The sequence below is a fragment of the Kitasatospora gansuensis genome (assembly GCF_014203705.1).
Taxonomy (GTDB): Bacteria; Actinomycetota; Actinomycetes; order Streptomycetales; family Streptomycetaceae; genus Kitasatospora; species Kitasatospora gansuensis.
Genome location: NZ_JACHJR010000001.1, coordinates 2,645,939 through 2,667,565, shown reverse-complemented (window position 1 = coordinate 2,667,565; position 21,627 = coordinate 2,645,939). Strand labels below are relative to the sequence as shown.

Annotated in this window: 18 protein-coding genes and 1 pseudogene; 18 read left to right on the top strand and 1 reads right to left on the bottom strand. The window is 72.1% G+C overall.

Going from position 1 to position 21,627, the window contains the following annotated elements; translation table 11 throughout:
- Positions 1-258 precede the first annotated feature (258 nt).
- Positions 259-1,065, top strand: a complete 807-nt coding sequence (locus tag F4556_RS11610; protein WP_184914022.1) for a class I SAM-dependent methyltransferase — start codon at positions 259-261, stop codon at positions 1,063-1,065.
- 58 nt (positions 1,066-1,123) lie between these two features.
- Positions 1,124-1,783 carry a trimeric intracellular cation channel family protein gene (locus tag F4556_RS11605; protein WP_184914021.1) on the top strand — a complete coding sequence of 220 codons (660 nt, stop codon included), beginning with the start codon at positions 1,124-1,126 and terminating at the stop codon, positions 1,781-1,783.
- Here F4556_RS11605 and F4556_RS11600 read toward each other — a convergent pair.
- Positions 1,719-2,540, bottom strand: a complete 822-nt coding sequence (locus F4556_RS11600; protein ID WP_184914019.1) for an IclR family transcriptional regulator — start codon at positions 2,538-2,540, stop codon at positions 1,719-1,721. The two genes, F4556_RS11605 and F4556_RS11600, sit on opposite strands and share 65 nt — an antisense overlap.
- A gap of 107 nt (positions 2,541-2,647) precedes the next feature.
- On the opposite strand from F4556_RS11600, the gene F4556_RS11595 reads away from it, so the two are divergent.
- The 16 genes and pseudogenes from F4556_RS11595 to F4556_RS11520 all read left to right on the top strand — a co-directional run bounded on the left by F4556_RS11595 (position 2,648) and on the right by F4556_RS11520 (position 21,609).
- Complete coding sequence (locus tag F4556_RS11595; RefSeq protein WP_184914017.1) at positions 2,648-3,832, top strand: cysteine desulfurase family protein; 1,185 nt, start codon at positions 2,648-2,650, stop codon at positions 3,830-3,832.
- A 21-nt stretch (positions 3,833-3,853) separates the two neighbouring features.
- Positions 3,854-4,990 carry a tRNA 2-thiouridine(34) synthase MnmA gene (mnmA, locus tag F4556_RS11590; RefSeq protein WP_184914015.1) on the top strand — a complete coding sequence of 379 codons (1,137 nt, stop codon included), beginning with the start codon at positions 3,854-3,856 and terminating at the stop codon, positions 4,988-4,990.
- A gap of 58 nt (positions 4,991-5,048) precedes the next feature.
- Positions 5,049-5,579, top strand: a complete 531-nt coding sequence (locus F4556_RS11585) for an LOG family protein (RefSeq protein WP_184914013.1) — start codon at positions 5,049-5,051, stop codon at positions 5,577-5,579.
- The gene (locus tag F4556_RS11580) at positions 5,579-6,268 is read left to right on the top strand and encodes an SDR family oxidoreductase (RefSeq protein WP_184914012.1); all 690 of its coding nucleotides are present in this window, start codon (positions 5,579-5,581) and stop codon (positions 6,266-6,268) included. Before F4556_RS11585 ends, F4556_RS11580 begins: the two co-directional genes overlap by 1 nt.
- Positions 6,269-6,851: 583 nt before the next feature.
- The gene (locus tag F4556_RS39420) at positions 6,852-8,012 is read left to right on the top strand and encodes a cytochrome P450 (RefSeq protein WP_184914010.1); all 1,161 of its coding nucleotides are present in this window, start codon (positions 6,852-6,854) and stop codon (positions 8,010-8,012) included.
- 7 nt (positions 8,013-8,019) lie between these two features.
- Positions 8,020-9,210 carry a cytochrome P450 gene (locus tag F4556_RS11570; protein WP_184914008.1) on the top strand — a complete coding sequence of 397 codons (1,191 nt, stop codon included), beginning with the start codon at positions 8,020-8,022 and terminating at the stop codon, positions 9,208-9,210.
- The gene (locus F4556_RS11565) at positions 9,204-10,448 is read left to right on the top strand and encodes an MFS transporter (RefSeq protein ID WP_313069189.1); all 1,245 of its coding nucleotides are present in this window, start codon (positions 9,204-9,206) and stop codon (positions 10,446-10,448) included. The genes F4556_RS11570 and F4556_RS11565 overlap by 7 nt, the downstream gene beginning before the upstream one ends.
- A complete protein-coding gene (locus F4556_RS11560) occupies positions 10,448-12,229 on the top strand; it encodes a S9 family peptidase (protein WP_184914005.1) in 1,782 nt (593 codons plus the stop codon). Before F4556_RS11565 ends, F4556_RS11560 begins: the two co-directional genes overlap by 1 nt.
- 26 nt (positions 12,230-12,255) lie before the next feature.
- A complete protein-coding gene (locus tag F4556_RS11555) occupies positions 12,256-13,266 on the top strand; it encodes a methionine synthase (protein ID WP_313068269.1) in 1,011 nt (336 codons plus the stop codon).
- Between the two features lie 16 nt (positions 13,267-13,282).
- Positions 13,283-15,556, top strand: a complete 2,274-nt coding sequence (ligA, locus tag F4556_RS11550) for an NAD-dependent DNA ligase LigA (protein ID WP_184914003.1) — start codon at positions 13,283-13,285, stop codon at positions 15,554-15,556.
- 365 nt (positions 15,557-15,921) lie between these two features.
- Positions 15,922-17,499, top strand: a pseudogene (locus F4556_RS11545) (putative bifunctional diguanylate cyclase/phosphodiesterase); the annotation flags it as partial.
- A gap of 145 nt (positions 17,500-17,644) precedes the next feature.
- The gene (gene gatC / locus F4556_RS11540) at positions 17,645-17,941 is read left to right on the top strand and encodes an Asp-tRNA(Asn)/Glu-tRNA(Gln) amidotransferase subunit GatC (RefSeq protein WP_184913999.1); all 297 of its coding nucleotides are present in this window, start codon (positions 17,645-17,647) and stop codon (positions 17,939-17,941) included.
- 5 nt (positions 17,942-17,946) lie between these two features.
- Positions 17,947-19,440 carry an Asp-tRNA(Asn)/Glu-tRNA(Gln) amidotransferase subunit GatA gene (gene gatA / locus F4556_RS11535; protein ID WP_184913997.1) on the top strand — a complete coding sequence of 498 codons (1,494 nt, stop codon included), beginning with the start codon at positions 17,947-17,949 and terminating at the stop codon, positions 19,438-19,440.
- On the top strand, positions 19,437-19,676 hold the full coding sequence (locus tag F4556_RS11530) for a hypothetical protein (RefSeq protein ID WP_184913995.1): 240 nt from the start codon (positions 19,437-19,439) through the stop codon (positions 19,674-19,676). The genes gatA and F4556_RS11530 overlap by 4 nt, the downstream gene beginning before the upstream one ends.
- 32 nt (positions 19,677-19,708) lie before the next feature.
- A complete protein-coding gene (gatB, locus tag F4556_RS11525; RefSeq protein ID WP_184913993.1) occupies positions 19,709-21,220 on the top strand; it encodes an Asp-tRNA(Asn)/Glu-tRNA(Gln) amidotransferase subunit GatB in 1,512 nt (503 codons plus the stop codon).
- Positions 21,221-21,414: 194 nt separating this feature from the next.
- On the top strand, positions 21,415-21,609 hold the full coding sequence (locus tag F4556_RS11520) for a hypothetical protein (protein WP_184913992.1): 195 nt from the start codon (positions 21,415-21,417) through the stop codon (positions 21,607-21,609).
- Positions 21,610-21,627: the final 18 nt, after the last annotated feature.

The window sequence follows — 21,627 nt, the reverse complement described above, 5'->3', positions numbered from 1 at the left end:
ATGGTCCAGGGGCTCGGGGAACTGCGACGCCGACCTCGGAGAAGGTCACGCGTGCGTACATGGTCAGGCACTTTCGCCTTTTGACCCGCACGCCAGATCTCGTCGCCGTTCCCCGAGCCCCTGACCGTAGTCGGCTGAGCACCTGCCAAAAGGTCGGCGTCGCCCATGCGGCGGAGCCGCACGTCAGTAGAGCCCCGAGCCCCTTGTGGTGCAAGCTGATCTTGGCGCGACCGGTGACGGTCAACTTAGGGGCAGCACGTGGTGGAGTTCGCGGAGTTCGAGCGCAGGGGATGGGCCCGCCGGAGCGGTACGTACGACGACGGTTTCGGTGCGATGACGGCCGGGCTGCACGCGCGGCTGCTGGCCGAGGCGGAGGTGCGGCCGGGTGTCCGGCTGCTCGAAGTGGGGTGCGGCACCGGCCGGTTGGCGTTGTCGGCGAGCGGGCTGGGTGCCGAGGTGGTGGCCACCGACGCGGTGCCGGAGATGGTGGCCGAGGCAGGCAGGGTGCTGCCGAAGGTGCTGCGGGGCGAGCTGCCCGGGCTGCCGTTCGGGGCGGACGAGTTCGACTGCGCGGTCGGGGCGTTCGTGATCAACCACGTACCGGATCCGCCGGCGGCGGTCCGCGACCTGGCCCGGGTGGTGGTCCCCGGCGGCCGGGTGGTGCTCTCCTGCTGGGACGAGCTGACGGCCAACCAGGCCCAGGGCGTCTTCTTCGCCGCCGTCGCCGAGGCCGGTGCGGCCCGCCCGGCCGGACTCCCGGACACCGCGCCGTTCGCGCCGTACGCGACGCCCGAGCGGTTCGCCGGGCTGCTGCGCACCGGGGGCCTGACCGATGTCGAGGTGCACCGGGTCGGCTGGACCCACCGGGTCGCGCCGGACCGCTGGTGGCGGGCGGTGCTGACCGGCACGGTGCTCACCTCCTCGCTGATCGAGGGTCAGGACGAGGCCACCGTGCGGCGGATCAGGGAGCGGTACGACGCCCTGACGGCCCGTTGGGCCGAGCCGGACGGCACCGTCGCGCTGCCGGTCGCCGCCCTGGTCGCGGTAGGCCACGCGACGGGCTGACCGGCTCGTACCGGGGCGGCTGTGCTCGTACGGGTGACCGGCGCGGTAAGAATTGACGGTGACTTCGCAGCTTTTCTCCCCCGATGTGCAGCAGACCCTGGACCTGATCGGCATCTTCGTGTTCGCCCTGTCCGGAGGTCTGCTGGCGGTCCGCAAGAACATGGACATCTTCGGCATCTGTGTGCTCGCCGAGGCGACCGCGCTGGGCGGCGGGGTGATGCGTGACCTGGTGATCGGGGCCACTCCGGTGGTGGCGTTCACCAATCTCGGGTACTTCGTCACCCCGCTGCTGGCCGCCCTGGTGGTGTTCTTCCTGCACCCCGAGGTGGAGCGGATCAACCGCGCCGTGCAGACCCTGGACGCGTTCGGCCTGGGCCTGTTCTGCGTCACCGGCACCGCGAAGGCGCACGACTACGGTCTTGGCGCGGTGTCCTCGATGGCGCTCGGCATGCTGACCGCGGCCGGCGGCGGGGTGATCCGGGACGTGCTGGCGCACGAGATGCCCGCGCTGCTGCGCTGGGACCGGGAGATCTACGCGGTGCCCGCGCTGGTCGGCTCGGCGATGGTGGTGGTGCTGATCGGCGCCGGGCAGCTCACCACCGCGTCCGGCACCGCCTCGGCGCTGACCGCGTTCGTGCTGCGGATGCTGGCGCTCAAGTACGGCTGGCGGGCGCCGCGTGCTTGGCACCGCAACGGTTCTCGCACCAGCGAGGAGTAGGCGAGCCGCCGTACGCCAGCGAGATCGCCTCGACGGTGCAGAGCAGTTCGGGCAGCAGCCGGCTGAGCTCGGCGATCGGCGCCACCCCGACCGGGGCGGACATCGAGCAGGCGGCGATCGTGGTGCCCTCGGGGCCGACCACCGGGGCGGCGATGCAGTTCACCGTCTCCTGGTACTCGGCCTGGTCGACCGCCCAGCCCTGGCGCTGTACGGCGGTCAGCTCGACCCGGAACTCCTCGGCGGTGCGGATGCTGGTGCTGGTCCTGGCCGGGAACTCCTGGACGTCCAGAAAGGCCGTCAGCTGATCCTCCGGCAGATCCGCCAGCAGCACCTTGCCGACCGCGGTGGCGACCGCGGGGACGCGCTGTCCGATCCGGGCGGCCGGGTCGGACCAGGTGCCGGGCCGGTCGGGGTAGCGGCTCTGCACCTTGTCGAGGTAGAGCACCTCGCCAGCGTCCAGCACCGCGAGTTGCACGGTGTGCCCGTACCGGTCGTTCAGCGAGGCCAGGAACGGGGCGGCGACCTGGCGGACGTCGATCCCCGCCAGGGCCTGCTGGGCCAGTGAGAACAGCCGGCCGCCGAGCCGGTAGCGCTGGTCCGGCTGGCGGTCCACCAGGCCGTGTTCCTGCAGCGTGCGGAGCAGCCGGAGGGCGGTGGACTTGTGCACGCCGATCCGGGCGGCGGCCTGTTCCAGGGACGCGGGCCCGTCGCCGAGCGAGGCCAGAATGGTCAGCGCCCGGTCCACCGTCTGCGACATTCCGCCGCGCCCCCTTACCGGATGAGTTGAGCCAGGAGGCTAACTGCGCGTTGCACAGGGTGCAATGGCCAAATCGTGACCGGCCGGGCCCCTACACTTGTGCCGCTATGCCTTATCTCGACCACGCGGCCACCACCCCGATGCTGCCCGAGGCGATCGCCGCCATGAGCGCGCACCTCGGGGTGGTCGGCAATGCCTCCTCCCTGCACGCGGCCGGCCGCCGGGCCCGCCGGGTGGTCGAGGAGTCCCGCGAGTCGCTGGCGCAGTCGCTCGGCGCGCGGCCCAGCGAGATCGTGCTGACCGGTGGCGGCACCGAGTCCGACAACCTCGCGGTGAAGGGCCTGTACTGGGCCCGCCGGGACGCCGACCCGGCCCGCCGCCGGGTGCTGTGCAGCCCGGTCGAGCACCACGCGGTGCTGGACGCGGTGCACTGGCTCTCCGAGCACGAGGGCGCCCAGGTCGAGTACCTGCCGGTGGACGGCTACGGCCGGGTGCACCCCGAGGCGCTCCGGGAGGCGATCGAGCGGGACCCGTCCTCGGTCGCCCTGGTCACCGTGATGTGGGCCAACAACGAGGTCGGCACCCTGCAGCCGATCCACGAACTCGTCGCGGTGGCACGGGAGTTCGGCATCCCGATGCACGCCGACGCGGTGCAGGCGCTGGGCCAGGTGCCGGTCTCGTTCGCCGATTCCGGGCTGGACGCGCTGACCGTCACCGGGCACAAGGTCGGCGGCCCGTACGGGGTCGGCGCGCTGCTGCTCGGCCGGGGCGTCACGCCGGTGCCGCTGCTGCACGGCGGCGGCCAGGAGCGCGACGTACGGTCCGGGACGCTGGACGTGCCCGCCGCCGCCGGGTTCGCCGCCGCCGCCGAGCTCGCGGTGCAGCGCCGGGCCGAGCACGCCGCGGTGGTCGCCGCGCTCCGGGACGAGCTGGTCGCCGAGGTGCTCCGGGCGGTGCCCGACGCCGTGCTGAACGGCGATCCGACGGCCGCCGGGCGGCTGCCCGCCAACGCGCACTTCTCCTTCCCCGGCTGCGAGGGCGACGCGCTGCTGATGCTGCTGGACGCCCAGGGCATCGAGTGCTCCACCGGCTCGGCCTGCTCGGCCGGCGTCCCGCAGCCCAGCCACGTCCTGCTCGCGATGGGCGCCGACCCGCTGCTGGCCCGGGCCTCGCTCCGGTTCTCGCTGGGCCATACCTCGACCCGGGACGACGTGGCCGCGCTGGCCGCCGCGATCGGCCCGGCCGTGCTGAGGGCCCGGAACGCCGGACTCGCCGCCGCAGCGCGTCGTTGACGACGTAGGCTTGTCCGCATCATGACTGATTTCCCCGGTGCTCCCGTGTCCCCTGGCAATGGCCGGCTCCGCGTGCTCGCGGCGATGTCCGGCGGCGTCGACTCGGCCGTGGCCGCCGCGCGGGCGGTGGCGGCCGGGCACGAGGTGACGGGCGTGCACCTGGCGCTGTCCTCGAACCCGCAGTCCTTCCGGACCGGCGCCCGGGGCTGCTGCACCATCGAGGACTCCCGGGACGCCCGCCGGGCCGCCGACGTGATCGGCATCCCGTTCTACGTCTGGGACCTGGCCGAGCGGTTCCGCGAGGACGTGATCGACGACTTCGTCGCCGAGTACGCGGCCGGCCGGACCCCGAACCCCTGCCTGCGCTGCAACGAGAAGATCAAGTTCGCCGCGCTGCTGGACAAGGCGATCGCGCTCGGCTTCGACGCGGTCTGCACCGGGCACTACGCCCGGATCGTCGATCTCCCGTCCGGGGAGCGGCAGTTGCACCGCGCCGTGGACATGGCCAAGGACCAGTCGTACGTGCTCGGGGTGCTCGACGCCGACCAGCTCGCGCACTCGCTCTTCCCGCTCGGCGACACCACCAAGGACCTGATCCGGGTGGAGGCCGAGCAGCGCGGCCTGGCCGTCGCCAAGAAGCCGGACAGCCACGACATCTGCTTCATCGCGGACGGCGACACCCAGGGCTTCCTGGCCAAGCACCTCGGCACCGCCACCGGCGACATCGTGGACGCCGACGGCAGCAAGCTCGGCGAGCACGACGGGGCGTACGGCTTCACCATCGGCCAGCGCAAGGGCCTGCGGATCGGCACCCCGGCCGCCGACGGCAAGCCCCGCTACGTGCTCGACATCTCACCGGTGAACAACACCGTCACGGTCGGCCCCGCCGAGGGGCTCGACGTGCTCGGCCTGACCGCGATCCGCCCCCGCTGGTGCGGCGAGGCCCCGGCCGGCCAGGGCTCCTACACCGCCCAGCTCCGCGCCCACGGCGACGAGGTCCCGGTCACCGCCACGCTGACCGACGACGAGCTCCACGTCCAACTGGCCACCCCCGCCCGGGGCATCGCCCCCGGCCAGGCCGTCGTGCTCTACGACGGCACCCGGGTGGTCGGCTCGGCCACCATCGCGACCACCGAGCGGCGCCGGGTCAGCGCCTGAGGGCTGTCTCCTAACCAGGTGGGCGGCGGGCAGTGCACCTGGTAGACCTGGGGGCACTATGAACATCACTGTTTTCTGTTCCGCGTACTCGCTGGACGAGAAGTACACCGCCCCCGCCGCCGAGTTCGCCCGCCTGCTCGGGGCCGGTGGGCACACCCTGGTCTGGGGTGGTTCGCACGCCGGGCTGATGGGGCTGCTGGCCGACGGGGTCAAGGAGGCCGGTGGGCGGCTGGTCGGGATCTCGGTGGAGTTCCTGGCGCACAAGACGTACGAGGGCGCCGACGAGCTGGTGATGGCGCGTGACCTGGCCGAGCGGAAGGCGCAGTTGCTGGCCCGGGCGGATGCCCTGGTGGTGCTGGTCGGCGGGCTCGGGACGCTGGACGAGATCACCGAGGTGCTGGAGCTGAAGAAGCACGCGATGCACGAGAAGCCGGTGGTGGTGCTCGACACCGAGGGCTTCTACGGCGGGTTGCGCACCCAGTTGGAGCGGATGGACGCCGAGGGCTTCCTGCCCCGGCCGCTGGCCGAGCTGATCAGCTTCGCGGCCGAACCGGCCGAGGCGCTGGCCCTGTTGGAGGAGAAGAACTGATGGGTGCTCACCTGATCACCGGAGCGGGTTCCGGCATCGGCGCGGTGGTCGCCGAGCGGCTGGCCGAACGCGGGGAGCAGCTCTGGCTGCTGGCCAGGGACGCCAAGCGCGGTGCCGAGCTGCGGGCCCGCTTCCCCGGCAGCCGGACGCTGGTCGGCAACCTGGCCGACCCGGCGAAGCTGTCCTGGGCGCTCGGCCAGCAGGAGCTGCCGATCGAGCTGGACTCGATCCTGCACATCGCGGGCGTGGTCCAGCTCGGCGAGATCGGCGATCTGCCGGTCAAGGGCTGGCAGGAGCAGCTGAACGTCAACCTGGTCGCGCCGGCCGAGCTCACCCGGCTGCTGCTGCCCTCGATCCGGCAGGCCCGGGGTCACGTGCTCTTCGTCAACTCCGGGGCCGGCCTGCGGGCCGACGCCACCTGGGGGGCGTACGCGGCCAGCAAGTTCGGGCTGCGGGCGCTGGCGGACGCGCTGCGGGCCGAGGAGCACGGGCACGGGGTGCGGGTCACCTCGGTCTACCCGGGGCGGACGGCCACCGCGATGCAGGTGAAGGTGCATCAGCAGGAGGGCAAGGAGTACGACCCGTCCCGCTGGATCGCGCCGGAGTCGGTCGTCACCGCGATCCTCACCGCGCTGGACCTGCCCCGGGACGCCGAGATCACCGAGATCACGGTCCGCCCGGGCGGCTGACCGAGCGTTCGTTCTGTGAAGCCCCTGGGGCGGAACTGTGGTTCCGCGCCAGGGGCTTCGGCATGCCCGGAGCACCATCGGGCCTCTCACCAGGCTTGATGCGCACGGGTCAGATCGGATACGGCGGGTCCGGTCGCGGGGAGGGTGCTTCGGGGCCGAATCGCCGAGCCGCGAAACACGTTGGGTGAGGCGCCACCGGCCGGGGCCGGCCGACCGCTCCACCGGGTATGCCCGGATTGGCCGCGAATGACGGGGCGGTGGATATCGGGCATATCAGACCTACGGCCGGACAAACCTGCTTTCGGTATCTCTTTGGCATGACCCTGGGTGATCTCCGCCGATCAATTCCGGACAGCGTCGCCCGATTCGAACGGACGGGCGCGAAATGACAGTTGCGACAGCTGTCGAGCCGAGTGATAGTTGGGACACGGCCACCGGCGGGGAATTGAAAGCACGGTGGTCACCGGCCCGGAGAGGGGGGTTCGACATGCGTTACGACTACTGATAACTCACGGCGTGGCCCGGGCTGAACGCCCGGGCCACGCGCCTGTCTTCTGCAATAAACTTCCGAGGGGACACCCACGTGCCTGACTATGACCCGCTGTCGGCGGTCATGGTGACCGACCCTTATCCGACGTACTCCGAACTCCGTGACAGCGCACCGGTGTTCTGGAGTGATCGGCTCGACTCCTGGGTGCTGACCAGGTACGAGGACTGCCGGGCCGTCCTGGGGGACGCCGCGAACTTCGCCAGCGACTGGCGGCGAGCCGGCCACGAGTCGGCTTCGACGGTGATGAGCATGCAGGCACTCGACCCGCCGGATCACACGCCTATTCGTCGGCTTTTCACCACGGCATTCCGGGATCAGGATCTGGACCATATCGGAGATATGGCGCTGGCCGAGACCACGGAACTGCTGGAGAAATTCTCGACGGCCGAAGAATTCGATTTCACGGCCGAACTGGCCCGTCCGGTGGCACTCTCGGCGGTCTGCCGGCTGCTGGGTGTCGACATCCCGCCGGTGGCCGATTTCGCCGCCCAGTCGGACGCGCTGGTGCACGGCATGGACGCCGGGCTGCGGCCCGAGGTGCTGGAGCCGGCGATGGCCGCGCGCAAGGAGATCAACGAGCTGATCGCCGGGTGGCACCACGCCACCCGCGGGCCCGGCCTGCTGACCCAGGTGCTGGCGGGCGCGGCGCAGGCGGGGGTCTCCGAGGGCGAGATCTGGAACAGCTCCCGGGTGCTCTTCCTGGCCGGATTCAGCACCACCGTCGGCGCCGCCGCGAACGCGGTGCTGGCGCTGCTGGAGCGGCCGGAGGCACTGGAGCGGCTGCGCGACCCGAAGCTGCTGGAGACCGGGGTCGACGAGCTGCTCCGGTTCGACAGCCCGGTGCAGGGCACCACCCGGGCGTGCGTGCGGCGGACCACCATCGGCGACGTCACGGTCGAGCGCGGCCAGCTGGTCCTGATGCTGTTCGGCGCCGCCAACCGCGACCCCGCCCAGTTCGCCTCGCCCGACGAGCTGGTGCTCGACCGCAGCCCCAACCGGCACCTGTCCCTGGGCTGGGGGCCGCACGCCTGTTCCGGCGCGATGCTCGCCCGGATCATCATCCGCGCCCTGGTGACCGGCCTGATCCGGGCACCGCGCCCGCCCCGCCTGGCCGGACCGCCCGTACGCGAGACGCGCGCCACGCTGCGCTACCCGGACCGACTGCCCGTCACCTTTCGAACCGCTGGGAGCTGACCCGAGAATGACCGACCTGACCGGCCTGACCGAGCAGAGCGACCTGATCGACCGTTACGACCCGCTGGACCCGGAGACGCTGAAGGACCCGTACCCGACGTACGAGGCCCTGCGGGCCCTGGGCGGTCCGGTCTGGAGCGACCGGCTGGACAGCTGGGTGCTCACCTCGTACGAGCACTGCAAGCGTGTGCTGCTCGACCACGAGAACTTCGCCGCCGACTGGCGGCGGGCCGGGGAGACCGTGCCCGACGTCTCGCTGAGCGTGCACACCTTCGACCCGCCCGAGCACACCGGGATCTACGGGGTGCTGGCCCACTCGCTGATGGAGATGGCCAGCGACGGCCTGGCGAAGCGGGCCCGGGCCGAGATCGCGGCCCGGCTGGACGCGCTGCCGGCCGGACCGGTCAACCTGGTCACCGAGTTCACCGAGCCGCTGGCGCGCTGGTTCATCCCGCAGGCGCTCGGCCTGCCCGAGTTCGAGCTGGACGTGATCCGGCCGATCGCCGCCGCGATCACCCAGGCGATGGACGGCGGCCTGGTGCCGTCGGCCCGCAAGCCCGGGGTCGAGGCCCAGGGCAAGCTCGCCGACCTGATCGAGACCTGGGTGGAGGAGCTCGAACCGGGCGCCCCGCTACGTGAGTTGGTGGACCGGGCGACCGAGGCCGGCATCCCGCGGGCGGCCACCATGAACTCGCTGCGCACCCTGGTGGTGAACGGCTTCACCGCCGTACCCGCTTCGCTCGGCAACGCCCTGCACGCGCTGGCCCGCGACCCGCGGATCCTCAAGGAGCAGCTGGGCGACCCGGTCACGCTGGACCGGGCCCCGCACGAGTTCTTCCGCTTCGAGGCGCCGATCCAGGGCACCACCCGGCTGGCGGTGCGCGACACCGAGCTGGCGGGTGTTCAGGTCCTGCGCGGCCAGGGCGTGTTGATGATGTTCGCGGCCGCCAACCGGGACCCCGCGCACTTCACCGAGCCGGACCGGATCGACCTCGGACGGTGGCCCAACCACCACCTGACGTTCGGATACGGCGCACATGCCTGTTCAGGCTCGATCCTCGCCCATATGCTGCTGCGCGAGGTGCTGACCGTACTGCTCGAACGCGGAGCGGTGCTGCGGCTCGCGGAGCCGGCCACCTACAAGAAGCTCGCCACCGTGCGCACGCTGGAAATCCTTCCGCTGGAGATCACATTCTGACCACGTCCGGCCGTTACCGCGACGCCCTCGCCGTCGGTGAGTTCCGCGCGGTGTTCCTGGCGCACGTCATCTCGATGTCGGGCACGGTGGTCGCGAACTTCGCGCTCACCGTGCTCGTCTACCAGAAGACCGGCTCGCCACTGCTGGCCTCCCTCGTCTTCACCCTGATCCTCGCGCCGTTCCTGCTGGCCGGGACGCTGCTCTCGGCCCTGGTGGACCGGTTCCCGCCGCGCCGCCTGCTGGTGGTCTGCAACGTGCTGTCCGCGCTGCTGGCCGGAGCGATGGCGCTTCCTGGCACACCGTCAGCAGCCGTACTGGTGCTGGCCTTTGTGCTCGGCCTGGTCGAGCCGGTGTTCTCCGGTGCCCGGGCGGCGACCCTGCCCGACGTGCTGCCGGGGCCGGTCTACGTGCCCGGGCGCAGCCTGATGCGGCTGGTCAGCCAGGGCGCCCAGATGGGCGGATTCGCGCTCAGCGGCGTGCTGCTGACGGTGGCTTCGCCGAGCGCGATCCTGCTGGGCAACGCGGTCAGCTTCCTGGTCTCGGCGGTGCTGCTGCAGTTCGGCACCCGGGAGCGGACCGTCGAGTCCGTCAAGGACGCGCCCCGGCCGGCCCTGCTGAAGGACTCGCTGGGCGGGCTCGGCGCGGTCATGAAGGTCCGGCCGCTGCGCCGGGTGCTGCTGCTGGGCTGGGCGGTGCCGATGCTCGGGGTCGCCCCCGAGGCGCTCGCGGTGCCGTACGCGGGCATACTCGGCGCGGGCAGCGTCGGAGCCGGGCTCCTGCTGACCGCGAACCCGATCGGCACCGTGCTGGGCGAGTTGCTGAGCAACTGGCGGCTCTCGGCGGCCACCCAGGTCCGGGTGATCGCGCCCGCCGCCGCGCTGGTCTTCCTGCCGCTGGTGTTCTTCCTGTTCAGCCCCGGGGTGGCGCTGACCGCCGTGCTGCTGGTGGTCTCCGGGCTCGGCTCCAGCTTCCACCTGGGCCAGGACCGGGTGCTGCTGGAGGTGGCCCCCGAGCACCTGCGGGCCAGGGCACTGAGCATCCAGACCGCCGGCCTGATGTTCTGGCAGGGCCTCGGCTTCGCGGCGGCCGGTGCCGCCGCCGAGTTCGTCTCGCCCACCGTGGTGATCCCGGTGACGGCGGGCCTCGGCCTGCTGGCCGTCCTGCTGCTCGCGGACCGGGCGAAGTCGCGTGCCACCGCCGAGACCGCCGAGAGCCAGACCGCTGAAGGAGTGCACTGATGTCCGAGACCGAGCGCTGGCAGTCCCGGCTCCGGGCGGCCCGGGTCGGCCTGCCGGTCTGGGCCAGGGACCGGCCGGAACGCTGCGTCTACCGGTCCAACGCCACCGGTACCTGGGAGATCCACGCCTGGGACCGGTCGACCGACACCCACCGGCAGGTCACCCGGCGCCCGAACGGGACCCTCACCGGCACCATCGACCCGAGCGGCCGGTGGCTGTGGTGGTTCGCCGACACGGACGGCGACGAGTTCGGCGTCTGGATGCGCCGCCCGTTCGACGGGGAGACCGACGAGCCGGCGGTGCCGGGCCTGGAGCCGGCCTACCCGGCGGGGCTTGCGCTCGGCGCGGACGGCCTCGCGGTGATCGGCCGCACCGGCAGGGCCGGCAGCGAGGTCCAGCTCTGCCGCGACGGCGCCGACCCGGTCACGCTGTACCAACACCGGGAGGACGCCCAGGTGGTGGCGCTCTCCGCCGACGACTCGCTGGTCGCGATCGGGCACAGCGAGCACGGCGACAGCCGGCACCCCGCGCTGCGGGTGCTCGCCGTCGACGGCTCGACGGTCGCCGAGCTCTGGGACGGCGCCGGGCTCGGGCTCAAGGGTTTCGGCTTCGCCCCCGTCCCGGGCGACCCGCGGCTGCTGGTCGAGCACGAGCGCCGCGGCCGGCCCGAACTGCTGGTCTGGGACACCGTCAGCGGGGCCCAGCGCGAGCTGGTCCTCGACCTGCCCGGTGAGACCGGCGCCGACTGGTACCCAACCGGCGACGCGCTGCTGATCTCGCACTCCCACCACGCCAGGGACGAGCTCTACCGGTACGACCTGACGAGCGGTCAGCTGACCCGGATCCCGACCCCGCGCGGGACGATCGGCTCCGCCACGGTCCGGGCCGCGGCCGTCCGCCCGGACGGCAGCATCGAGTTCGCCTGGTCCTCCGCCGCCGAGCCGCACGTGATCCGGTCGACCGCCGGGCACGTGGTGCTCGCCCCGCCCGGTCCGGCCGCGCCGCCGTCGGTGCCGGTCGAGGACGCCTGGATCGAGGGCCCCGGCGGTCCGGTGCACGCCCTGATCTCCAAGCCACGGGGCGGCGCGGCGCCGTACCCCTGCGTCTTCGAGGTGCACGGCGGCCCGACCGGGTACGACGCCGACGCCTTCGACCCGCTGGTGGCGGCCTGGGTGGACCACGGGTTCGCCGTGGTCCAGGTCAACTACCGAGGCTCGACCGGCTACGGGTCGGCCTGGCGGGACGCCATCGAGGGCCGGCCGGGACTCACCGAGTTCGAGGACGTCAAGGCCGTCCGGGACTGGGCGGTCGCCACCGGCCTGGCCGACCCGGAGCAGCTGGTGCTGGCCGGGCGGTCCTGGGGCGGCTACCTGACCCTGCTCGGGCTCGGGCTGCACCCGGGCGACTGGACCGTGGGCATCAGCAACGCGCCGGTCGCCGACTACCTGACCGCCTATCAGGACGAGATGGAGGCGCTCAAGGCGTACGACCGGTCCCTGTTCGGCGGTTCGCCCGAGGAGGTGCCCGAGCGCTACCTGGCCTCCTCGCCGCTCAGCTACGTCGAGTCGGTGTCGGTGCCGGTGCTGGTGATCGCGGGGGAGAACGACCCGCGCTGCCCGATCCGGCAGATCGACAACTACGTGCACCGGCTGGCCGAGCTGGGCAAGGAGCACGAGGTGTACCGCTACGACGCGGGCCACGGTTCGCTGGTCGCGGCCGAGCGGGTCAGGCACCTGGCGGCGACCATCGGCTTCGCCCGCAAGCACCTCGGCATGAGCTGAGCGGCAGGTGCCCTAGGCTCGGCCGGGTGAGCACTCAACTGGGTTTCCCCGAGCTGGTCGGCGCCGCGACCGGGATCGGTTCCTTGCCGGGCACGGACGCGCGGGAGGCGGCGAAGACCGCCGTCGGCGCGCTGGAGTTCCTGCCGCATCTGCCGGAGCTGCCCGCGCGCGGGCCCGGGGCGGACATGATCGGGCGCGGGGCGGGCCTGCTGGTCGAGCTGTTCGCGCAGACCGAGCCGAGCGGCTGGCGGTTCGCCGACCGGCCCGGGCGGGACACCAAGCGGGCGCACTCCTGGCTGGGCGAGGACCTGGACGCGCTGGAGGAGTTCACCCAGGGGTACCAGGGCGCGCTGAAGGTGCAGGCGGTCGGGCCGTGGACGCTGGCCGCCTCGATCGAACTGCGCAGCGGCGAGAAGGCGTTGCGCGACCCGGGCGCCTGCCGGGGGATCGCCGAGTCGCTCACCGAGGGGCTGCGCCGGCACCTCGAGGACGTCCGGCGGCGGATCCCCGGCGCACAGGTGGTGCTCCAGCTGGACGAGCCCTCGCTGCCCGCCGTGCTGGCCGGTGACGTGAAGACCGCGAGCGGCTTCCAGCGGCTGCGCTCGGTGGACCGGCAGGTCGCCGAGGAGGTGCTGCGGAGCGTGATCTCGGCGCTGGACGCGCCCGTCGTGGTGCACAGCTGCGCGCCCGAGGTGCCGATCCCGCTGCTGCGCCGGGCCGGGGTGGCCGGGATCTCGCTGGACTTCGGTCTGCTGACGGAGCGTGAGGACGACGAGATCGGCGAGGCGGTCGAGGCCGGCACGGTGTTCCTCGCCGGTGTGGTGCCCTCCAGCGACCGGGGAATGACGGACCCGGCCGGTAGTGTCCAGGGTGTCAGGACGTTGTGGCGCAGGTTGGGGCTGTCCCCGGAGCTGCTGGGCCGCCGGGTGCTGGTGACACCGACCTGCGGGTTGGCGGGGGCTTCGCCCGCGTACGCGCGGACGGCGCTGTCACTCAGCGCGAGGGCGGCCCAGAGCCTGGTGGACAACCCGGAGTAGAAGCTGGGAGGACGCGGTGGCGGTCGAGGGCTGGGAGGACGTTCCGGCGGAGGTGCGCAGGCGCCACGCGGAGCTGGCGGCCGAGGTCGAGGAGCACCGCGTCCGGTACTACGAGCAGGACGCCCCGACCGTCACCGACGCCGAGTTCGACCGGCTGATGCGGGAGTTGGAGGCGATCGAGGCCGGGCACCCGGTGCTGGTCACGCCCGACTCCCCGACCCAGAAGGTCGGCGGCGCGGTCACCGAGCAGTTCGCCGAGGTGGAGCACCGCGAGCGGCTGCTCAGCCTGGACAACGCGATGGACGACGAGGAGCTGGCCGCCTGGGCCGACCGGGTGGCCCGCGAGCTGGACGGGCTCGAGTACCACTACCTGTGCGAGCTCAAGGTGGACGGCCTGGCCGTCAACCTCACCTACGAGCACGGCCGACTGGTGCAGGCCGCCACCCGGGGCACCGGCCGGGTCGGCGAGGACATCACCGCCAACGTCCGCACCATCAAGGAGATCCCGCACCAGCTCAAGGGCGAGCAGATCCCCGCCCTGGTGGAGATCCGCGGCGAGGTCTACCTGCCGACCGAGGCGTTCGCCGAGCTGAACGCCTCGCTGGCGGCGGAGAACGAGCGCCGTCAGGCGGTCAACGAGCAGCGCGAGCAGGAGGGCAAGCGCCCCGGCGCCCTGCTCAGGCTGTTCGCCAACCCCCGGAACGCGGCGGCCGGTTCGCTCCGCCAGAAGGACCCGCTGGTCACCGCCTCCCGTCCGCTGCACATGGTGGTGCACGGCATCGGCGCCCGCGAGGGCTTCGACATCGACTGCCAGTCGCACGCCTACCAGCTGCTGCACGACTGGGGCCTGCCGACCGCCCGGCACAACCGGGTGGTGGGCACGCTGGACGAGGTGCGCGCCTTCATCGCGCAGTTCGGCGAGCAGCGGCACTCGGTCGAGCACGAGATCGACGGCGTGGTCGTCAAGGTGGACGAGATCCCGCTGCAGGGCAGGCTCGGCGCCACCTCCAAGTCGCCGCGCTGGGCGATCGCCTGGAAGTACCCGCCGGAGGAGGTCAACGGGAGGCTCGCCAAGATCGAGGTCGGCATCGGCCGCACCGGCCGGGCCACCCCGTACGCGGTGCTGGCCGAGCCGGTCAAGGTCGCGGGCTCGATGGTGCAGTACGCCACGCTGCACAACCAGGACGTGGTCAAGGCCAAGGGCGTGCTGATCGGCGACACCATCGTGCTGCGCAAGGCCGGGGACGTGATCCCGGAGATCCTCGGCCCGGTCGAGGAGCTGCGGGACGGCTCCGAGCAGCCGTTCGAGATGCCGACGCACTGCCCCGAGTGCGGCTCCGGGCTGCGCCCGATGAGCGAGGGCGACATCGACCTGCGCTGTCCGAACGCCCAGGGCTGCCCGGCCCAGATCCGGGAGCGGATCGCCTACCTCGGCGGCCGCGAGTCGCTGGACATCGAGGGGCTCGGGTACGTCGCCGCCACCGCGCTGACCCAGCCGCTGGAGCCCAAGCAGCCCCCGGTCACCAACGAGGGGGACATCTTCGGCCTGACCATGGAGCAGCTGCTGCCGATCAGGGTCCGGGTGCTGGAGCCGAAGACCGGGATGCCCAAGCTGGACGACAAGAGCGGCAAGGAGAAGGTGGTTCCCTTCTTCGCCAATCTCAAGGGCGAGCCGAAGAAGTCCGCCACCGTGCTGCTGGAGAACCTGGAGAAGGCCAAGGACCGGCCGCTCTGGCGCTTCCTGAACGGTCTGTCGATCCGTCATGTCGGCCCGGTCGCCGCCCAGGCGCTGGCCAGGGAGTTCCGCGACCTGGACTTGATCTTCGCCGCGACCGAGGAGGAGCTGGCCGCCGCCGAGGGGGTCGGCCCGATCATCGCCCGGGCGATCAAGGAGTGGCACGAGGAGGAGTGGCACCGGGAGATCCTGGTGAAGTGGCGCGCCGCCGGGGTCCGCTTCGTCGAGGAGAGCACCGGGGACGAGGGCCCCCGCCCGCTGGAGGGCCTGACCGTGGTGGTCACCGGCACGCTGGCCGGGCACACCAGGGACGGCGCCAAGGAGGCGCTGACCTCGCGCGGGGCCAAGGTCACCGGCTCGGTGTCGAAGAAGACCGACTTCGTGGTGGCCGGTGACAACCCCGGGTCGAAGTACGACAAGGCGGTCCAACTCGGGCTCGCGGTGCTGGACGACGCCGGGTTCGCCGTCCTGCTGGCGGAGGGGCCCGAGGCGGCCCGGGCCCACCTGGGGATCGAGCCCGCCGAGCCGGTCGAGGAGGCCCCGGCCGAGAGCTGATGCTCCGTTACCTTCCTGATGCCTCGTCAGCGGGGTCTGTCCGAAAGAAACCGGGCATTCTGTCAGTGTGCGGCATCCCGAAAGGATGTTCCGGCTTCGGCGTGTCCAGGGTTGTCCGAAAGTCCGCCTTACCGGTCGGACACCGGCTTACCCTTAGGGCGACACTGTGTCAGCAGGGGCGGTCGGCACCGGGGTTGCAGCCGGTACCAGCGGGGACGCCCCGGTTCGCTGACGCCTGCCGGCACTCCGGGTGTCGCACCGAAAGGCGGCCTGACGGGGCGGGCCCGACGGAGGACAGGCTTATGGATCGTACGACCGGCGGCGCGCCCACACGCCCGCCGCAGGGGGTGGCAGGTGCGGTCCTGCTGCTCGGCGTGCTGTTGGCCGGCGCGGCGCCGCTCATCCCGCTCGCCGTCCTGGTGTACCGGCACGAGCCCGAGCTGTTACCGCTGTTCGCGGTGCCGCTGGCGGTGCTGGTGGCCGCCTGGCGGATCGCCCGGGACCGGGCGCGGGACCAGCTCACCGACCCGCTGACCGATCTGCCGAACCGTCATGCCCTGCTGCTGGCCGCCCAGGAGGCGATCGCCGAGCACGGCGGCGACCAGGACTGGAACGTCGGCCTGATCCTGCTCGACCTGGACCGGTTCAGGTCGCTCAACGACGCGCTCGGCCACACCGCGGGGGACCGGCTGCTGGTGCACATCGCCCGCCGCCTGCACCGGGCGCTCCGCTCGGGCACCCACAACCCCGGCCGGGACGACCCGGACGACGTGTTCTCCAGCCTGCCGCCGCCGGTCCAGCAGAGCCTGCGCCCGGTGGTGGCCCGGATGGGCGGCGACGAGTTCGCCGTCCTGCTGCCCGGGGTCGGCCGCCCTGACACCCTGGAGCGGGTCGCCAAGGCGCTGATCGCCGAACTCGCCGCGCCGATCCGGCTGGACGGGCTGCTGCTGGTGCTGGAGGCCAGCGCCGGGGTGTGCGTCTACCCGGCGCACGCCCAGGACGCCGAGGCGCTGCTCCGCCGGGCCGACGTGGCGATGGCGCACGCCCAGCGCCGGCGGACCGGGGTCGAGCAGTACGACGAGACCCGGGACCTCGACACGCCGTACCGGATCGGCCTGCTGGGTGACCTGCGGCGGGCCCTGGAGACCAACGAGGTCCAGCTGCACTACCAGCCGAAGGTCGCCTTCGACGGCCGGGTGGTCGGCCTGGAGGCACTGCTCCGCTGGGAGCGGCCCGGTCAGGGCCGGGTGCCGCCGGACGAGTTCATCGGCCTGGCCGAGTCCAGCGGTCTGATGCCCCGGCTGACCGACTACGTGCTGGAGTCGGCGGTCGGCCAGCTGGCGATCTGGCGCTCGCAGGGCCTGGAGGTCCAGGTCGCGGTCAACGTCTCGCCCCGGGACGTGCTCAACCCCGGCTTCGCCGACCGGGTGGCCGGTCACCTCACCCGGCATCAGGTGCCCGCCGCCGCACTCCAGCTGGAGATCACCGAGCGGCTGCTGCTGGACGACTCCCGGCTGGCCGCCGACACCCTGGCCGAGCTGCGCCGGTACGGGGTCGGCATGTCGCTGGACGACTTCGGCACCGGCCACTCCTCGCTGGTGCGGCTGCGCTCGCTGCCGGTCGGCGAGCTGAAGATCGACCGGTCCTTCGTCTCCCGGATGGTGGCCGACGACCACGACGCGGCGGTGGTCCGCTGCTCGGTCGAGCTGGCCCACTCGCTCGGCCTGACCGTGGTGGCCGAGGGCGTCGAGGACGACGAGACCTGGGAGCGGCTGCACAGCATGGGCGTGGACGCGGTGCAGGGCTGGCTGGTCTCCGCCGCCCTCCCGGCCGACCAGGCCACCGCCTGGCTGATGGTGCACCGCACCGGCGCACCGGCGGTCGAGCTGCTCGCCCCGCCGCCGGCCCTGCCGCCGGTGCCGGCCCCGACCACCCCTCAGTAGCCCGCCGCGACACCGCTCCGACGCCCGTCCTGACATATGTCGGGACGGGCGTCGGCCGTGCTCCCCCTAGGATGGGCTCGACAGACAGAGGACGGGCACGTCGCCATCAGCCCGCCCGACCAGAACTCACCTTGAGGATCGCTGCATGCCTGGCATCACGCGCGAGGAGGTCGCCCACCTCGCCCGGCTGTCGCGTCTGGAGCTGCAGGCCGAAGAGCTGGACCACTTCGCCGAGCAGCTCGACGTGATCATCGGCGCGGTCGCCCGCGTTTCCGAGGTCGCCGGACAGGACGTCCCGCCGACCTCCCACCCGCTGCCGCTGACCAACGTCATGCGCGCCGACGTGGTGCGACCGTCGCTCACCCCCGAGCAGGCGCTGGCCGGCGCCCCCGCCGTCGAGGAGCAGCGTTTCCGCGTGCCGCAGATCCTCGGGGAGGACTGATCACCATGACCGAACTGATCAAGCGCACGGCCGCCGAGACGGCCGCCGCCATCGCCTCCGGCGAGGTCTCCGCCGTCGAGGTCGCCCAGGCCCACCTGGACCGGATCGACGCCGTCGACAAGAAGGTCAACGCCTTCCTGCACGTGGACACCGAGGGCGCGCTGAGCGCCGCCCGCGCGGTGGACGAGAAGCGCGCCAAGGGCGAGGTGCTCGGCCCGCTGGCCGGCGTCCCGCTCGCGCTCAAGGACGTCTTCACCACCAAGGGCGTGCCGACCACCTGCGGCTCGAAGATCCTCGAAGGCTGGATCCCGCCGTACGACGCCACCCTGACGACCCGTCTGAAGGACGCGGGCGTGGTCATCCTCGGCAAGACCAACATGGACGAGTTCGCGATGGGCTCCTCCACCGAGAACTCGGCCTACGGCCCGACCGGCAACCCCTGGGACCTCTCCCGGATCCCCGGCGGCTCCGGCGGCGGCTCGGCGGCGGCGCTGGCCGCGTACCAGGCCCCGCTGGCAATCGGCACCGACACCGGCGGCTCGATCCGTCAGCCCGGCGCCGTCACCGGCACCGTGGGCGTAAAGCCGACCTACGGTTCGGTCTCCCGCTACGGCCTGGTCGCGTTCTCCTCCTCGCTGGACCAGGGCGGCCCGTGCGCCCGTACGGTGCTGGACACCGCGCTGCTGCACGAGGCGATCGCCGGCTACGACCCGCTGGACTCCACCTCGATCGACGCGCCGGTGCCGGCCGTGGTCGAGGCCGCCAAGCGCGGCGAGGTCCGCGGCATGCGGATCGGCGTGGTCAAGGAGTTCGCGGGCGAGGGCTACCAGGCCGGCGTGATGCAGCGCTTCAACGAGTCGGTCGAGCTGCTCCGTGAGCTCGGCGCCGAGATCGTCGAGGTCTCCTGCCCGTCCTTCACCCTGGCGCTGCCCGCCTACTACCTGATCGCGCCCAGCGAGGCCAGCTCCAACCTGGCCCGCTTCGACGCGATGCGGTACGGCCTGCGGGTCGGCGACGACGGCACCCGCTCGGCCGAGGACGTCACCGCCCTCACCCGTGAGGCGGGCTTCGGCGCCGAGGTCAAGCGCCGGATCATCCTCGGCACCTACGCCCTCTCCTCGGGCTACTACGACGCGTACTACGGCTCGGCCCAGAAGGTCCGCACCCTGATCTCGCGCGACTTCGACGCCGCCTTCGCCGGTGTCGACGTGCTGATCTCGCCGACCACCCCGACCACCGCCTTCCCGATCGGCGAGCGCGCCGACGACCCGATGGCGATGTACCTGGCCGACCTCTGCACGATTCCGTCGAACCTCGCGGGCAACGCGGCCATGTCGCTGCCCTGCGGCCTCGCGCCGGAGGACAATCTCCCGGTCGGCCTGCAGATCATCGCCCCCGCGATGGCGGACGACCGCCTGTACCGCGTGGGCGGCGCCGTCGAGGCCGCACTCAACGACAAGTGGGGACACCCCCTGCTGGAGGAGGCACCGGCACTGTGAGCAGCATCGCGAAGGCCAAGGGGTTCAAGAACTCGAAGCCGGGTCTCTGGCTGTCCATCGGGACGAGCGCCTTCGGCGCGGTCTCGATCGTCAAGGACGTCAAGAAGGCCCGCGGCGAGAACGACACCCTCAAGCTGATCAACGCCCTGGTCGGCGCCGCCGCGCTGATCACCGGCACCGCACTCCTCGTCCGTGAGCTCAAGCGGCTCGGTGACGACGACGTGCTGCTGGGCTGACGGACCTCCAAGACTCAACTGAAGGGGACGCTGTGAGCGTCATTAGCCTGGTCTCGTACGAGGACGCACTTGCCTCGTACGACCCGGTGATGGGCCTTGAGGTCCATGTCGAGCTGGGTACCAAGACCAAGATGTTCTGCGGCTGCTCGACCGAGCTGGGCGCCGAGCCCAACTCGCAGACCTGCCCGACCTGCCTCGGCCTGCCGGGCTCGCTGCCGGTGGTCAACGCGATCGGTGTGGAGTCGGCGATCAAGATCGGTCTCGCGCTGAACTGCGAGATCGCCGAGTGGTGCCGGTTCGCCCGGAAGAACTACTTCTACCCGGACATGCCGAAGAACTTCCAGACCTCGCAGTACGACGAGCCGATCGCCTTCAACGGCTACCTCGACGTGCAGTTGGAGGACGGTTCGACCTTCCGGGTCGAGATCGAGCGCGCCCACATGGAGGAGGACACCGGCAAGTCCTCGCACATCGGCGGCGCGACCGGCCGGATCCACGGCGCCTCGCACTCGCTGCTGGACTACAACCGGGCCGGCATCCCGCTGATCGAGATCGTCACCAAGCCGATCGAGGGCGCGGGCGAGCGGGCTCCGGAGGTGGCGAAGGCGTACGTGGCCGAGCTGCGTGAGCTGATCAAGGCGCTGGACGTCTCCGAGGCCCGGATGGACAAGGGCCAGATGCGCTGCGACGTGAACCTGTCGCTGCGTCCGCACGGCCGGGAGAAGTTCGGCACCCGCTCGGAGACCAAGAACGTCAACTCGCTGCGCAGCGTGGAGCGGGCGGCCCGGTTCGAGATCCGCCGGCACGCCACGGTGCTCGACGACGGCGGCACGATCGTCCAGGAGACCCGGCACTTCCACGAGGAGGACGGCTCCACCACGGCCGGCCGGATCAAGGACAACGCCGAGGACTACCGGTACTTCCCGGAGCCCGACCTGGTCCCGATCGCGCCCTCGCGCGAGTGGGTCGAGGAGCTGCGGGCCGGACTGCCCGAGCTGCCCCGGGTCCGCCGGGCCCGGCTGCAGGGCGAGTGGGGCCTGTCCGACAAGGACATGCAGTCGGTGCTCAACGCCGGCGCGGTCCAGCCGATCCTGGACACCATCGAGGCCGGCACCACCGCCGAGCAGGCCCGGAAGTGGTGGATGGGCGAGGTGGCGCGCAACGCCAACGAGACCGGCACCGAGCTGAGCGAGCAGCCGATCACCCCGGTCCAGGTCGCCCGGATCGCCGCGCTGGTCGCGGAGGGCAAGCTGAACGACAAGCTGGCCAAGCAGGTCATCGCGGCCGTGCTGGCCGGCGAGGGCGAGCCGGACGCGGTGATCGAGGCCCGCGGCCTGGCCGTGGTCTCGGACGACTCCGCGCTCGGCGCGGCGGTCGACCAGGCGATCGCCGAGAACGGCGCGATCGCCGACAAGATCCGGGACGGCAAGATCGCCGCCGTCGGTGCCCTGGTCGGCGCGGTCATGAAGACCACCCGCGGCCAGGCCGACGCCGCGAAGGTCAAGGACATGATCTTCGCGAAGCTCGGGGTCACCCCCGAGTAAGCAGGGGTACCTAGGCCGTTCGCGACCGCCCGCTCCGTACCTACGGAGCGGGCGGTCGTCGTCTAAGGACCTGACGGCCCGGAACATGCGGCATGCTCCCGATGTGATGACCCCCCTCAGCGGAGGAAGCTCTTAGCAGGACGAAGGACCGGCCGACCGAGGCCGGGACGGTCCGCCGAGAAGGGGGCACCACCATGCTGGAGTACGAGCTGATCCAGGCCCGTTCGCAGGAGCTGCAGCGTCTGGCACGGCACGAGGCACTGGTCCGGGAGGCGCTGGACGCGGTGCAGCGCGAAGGCCGCCCGAGCCTGCGCAGCGGCCTGCGGAGAGCACTGCAAAACCGCCGGGTACGGGCCCTCAGTCCGGCCCCGCAGCTCCGCCAGAGCTGAACCCTCCCGTGCCCGGGG

Excerpts from the sequence above, each read along its gene's own strand:
- gatC (WP_184913999.1), top strand. The coding sequence starts at position 17,645 with ATGCCTGGCATCACGCGCGAGGAGGTCGCCCACCTCGCCCGGCTGTCG.
- F4556_RS11560 (WP_184914005.1), top strand. The coding sequence starts at position 10,448 with ATGTCCGAGACCGAGCGCTGGCAGTCCCGGCTCCGGGCGGCCCGGGTC.
- gatA (WP_184913997.1), top strand. The coding sequence starts at position 17,947 with ATGACCGAACTGATCAAGCGCACGGCCGCCGAGACGGCCGCCGCCATC.
- F4556_RS11600 (WP_184914019.1), bottom strand. The coding sequence starts at position 2,540 with ATGTCGCAGACGGTGGACCGGGCGCTGACCATTCTGGCCTCGCTCGGC.
- mnmA (WP_184914015.1), top strand. The coding sequence starts at position 3,854 with ATGACTGATTTCCCCGGTGCTCCCGTGTCCCCTGGCAATGGCCGGCTC.
- F4556_RS11570 (WP_184914008.1), top strand. The coding sequence starts at position 8,020 with ATGACCGACCTGACCGGCCTGACCGAGCAGAGCGACCTGATCGACCGT.
- F4556_RS11595 (WP_184914017.1), top strand. The coding sequence starts at position 2,648 with ATGCCTTATCTCGACCACGCGGCCACCACCCCGATGCTGCCCGAGGCG.
- F4556_RS11585 (WP_184914013.1), top strand. The coding sequence starts at position 5,049 with ATGAACATCACTGTTTTCTGTTCCGCGTACTCGCTGGACGAGAAGTAC.
- F4556_RS11580 (WP_184914012.1), top strand. The coding sequence starts at position 5,579 with ATGGGTGCTCACCTGATCACCGGAGCGGGTTCCGGCATCGGCGCGGTG.
- F4556_RS11520 (WP_184913992.1), top strand. The coding sequence starts at position 21,415 with ATGCTGGAGTACGAGCTGATCCAGGCCCGTTCGCAGGAGCTGCAGCGT.